This is a genomic window from Kitasatospora sp. NPDC091257 (assembly GCF_044757675.1).
GTDB lineage: Bacteria > Actinomycetota > Actinomycetes > Streptomycetales > Streptomycetaceae > Kitasatospora > Kitasatospora lactacystinica.
On record NZ_JBIVVI010001387.1, the window covers coordinates 1 to 2155 of the forward strand.

At 75.6% G+C, this 2155-nt stretch carries 1 protein-coding gene; it reads right to left on the reverse strand.

The genetic code is table 11. The features are described from left to right. Positions 1–212: 212 nt before the first annotated feature. Positions 213–2155 (reverse strand): protein translocase subunit SecF (gene secF / locus ACIQOV_RS38555; protein ID WP_401055455.1); only part of this gene is annotated, 1943 nt, incomplete at its 5' end.

Consider the following 2155-nt stretch of genomic DNA (forward strand, 5'->3'; position numbering starts at 1 on the left):
AGTCCTGGAGGCGTGCTCGGCGGCGCTGGGGCTCTGCGCCCGGTGGTATGGACGACCATGTCGACGTCGGGGTTGACCGTCCAGCCGGCCGGCGCCCACCAGTCGCCGAACAGCTTCGGGTCGAGAGCGACGCGCACGTCGCCAGGGGGCAGGCGCCGGCACTCGGCCGGCCGGTCGCGGGACGCACGGCCTCCCCACCGAACCGGCGCCGCTCAGACCACCGCCCCGTTGTGGTCCCGTGCCCGCGCCGCGCCCGCCGTGTGAGGCGCCCGTGCCGCCCCGACCTCCCGCGGCCGGTCCGGGAACCGCTCCTGGAGCAGTACGACCACCGGCATCGCGGTGAACACCGTCGACGCCGTGCCCGTCAGGACCCCGGCCAGCAGCGCCACCGAGAAGTCGGCGAGCGAGTCCCCGCCGAGGGCCGCCAGGGCCACCAGGACGAACAGCGCCCCCATGCCGGTGTTCACCGTCCGGGGGAGGGTCTGCGCCACGGCGCGGTCCGCGAGAGCCGCCCAGCTCGCCTTCGTCCCGGTCCGGCGCAGCTCGCGCAGCCGGTCCAGGACCACCACCGTGTCGTTGACCGAGTACCCGACGATGGTGAGCAGCGCGGCGAGGAAGACGCTGTCCACCGGCTTGCCCAGCCAGGCGAAGAGGCCGAGGACGAGCAGCAGGTCCTGCGCCATCGCGATCACCGCGGCGGTCGCGAAGGTCCACCGGAAGCGGATCGTGAGGTAGAGCAGCTGGGCGGCGACCGCGAGCCCGAGCGCGGCCAGCGCGTAGCCGCGCAGCTCGCTGCCGAGGCTCGGCCCGATCAGTTCGTCCCGCTCCACGGACAGTTCGCCGGTGACGCCGGTGAGCGCCTCCCGGATGCGCTGCTGCTGGTCGTCGCCGGTCTCCTTGGTGCGGACGGACACGCCGGTGTCGCCGGTGGTCTGCACCACGGCCTGCGGGAACCCTGCGCCGACCACCGCCGCGCGGGCGGCGTCCGCGTCGACCCGCTGCGCGGCGGTGTATTGCGCCACCCGGCCGCCGGTGAACTCGACGCCGAAGTCCAGGCCGCGCCCGCCGATCCCGGCCAGGGCGAGCAGCAGCAGGCCGGCGCAGGCGCCCAGCCAGCGCCGCCGGTGGCGCATCAGCCGGGGCGGCCGCCGGGTCAGCCGGGTCCGGAGCCGGCCGACGGTGGCCATGCCGGTCAGGGTGGGCCGCCGGGCGACGGCGGGCCGGCGCACCGCCCACTCGGCGAGCAGCCGGGTGATCAGCATGGCCGAGAACATCGAGGCCAGCACGCCGATCGAGAGCGTCACCCCGAAGCCCTTGACCGGGCCGGTGGCGAACACGAAGAGCAGACCGGCGGCGAGCAGCGTCGTCACGTTGGAGTCGGCCACCGCGCTCCATGCCTTCGCGAACCCGACGCGGAGCGGGCGCCGCAGGTCGCGCTCCTTGCCGGGGCCGGTCGCCCGGGGAGCGGTGTACTCCTCCCTGGCCCGTTCGAAGACCAGCACGTTGGCGTCCACCGCCATGCCGATGGCGAGGACGAAGCCGGCCAGCCCGGGCAGGGTGAGCGTCGTGCCGAGCGCGACCACGGCGGCGTACGAGATCAGTCCGTAGAGGGCGAGAGCGACGGTGGCCAGCACACCGAGCAGGCGGTACACCGCGATGATGAAGGCCCCGGTGCAGAGCAGGCCGATGGCCGCGGCCAGGGCGCTGGCCCGGATCGCCTCGGCGCCGAGGGTGGGGCCGACGGTGCTCTGCTCGATCACCGTCACCGGGACGGGCAGGGCGCCGCCCTTAACCAGGGCGGCGAGGTCGCGGGCCTCGTCGGCCGAGAAGCCGCCGGTGATCTGCGTCGAACCGCCGGTGATCCCCTGCCCGCAGAGCACGCTGTCCTGGACACCGGGGGCGGACAGGACGCGGTCGTCGAGCACGATGGCGACCCGGCGGGCGGGGTCGGCCGGCGCGGCGCACGCCGCCTCCCCGGTGAGCCGGGCCCAGGCGTCGCCGGCCGAACCGCGGAAGGAGAGGTCGACGCTCCAGCCGAGGCCCGTCCGGGTGTCGAGGACGGCCGAGGCGTCCTTGACGCCGTCGCCGGTCAACACTGGCGGGCCCAGCCGCAGGTGGCCGCCGGGGAGGCCGGGGTCGGCGAGGACCCGGGACC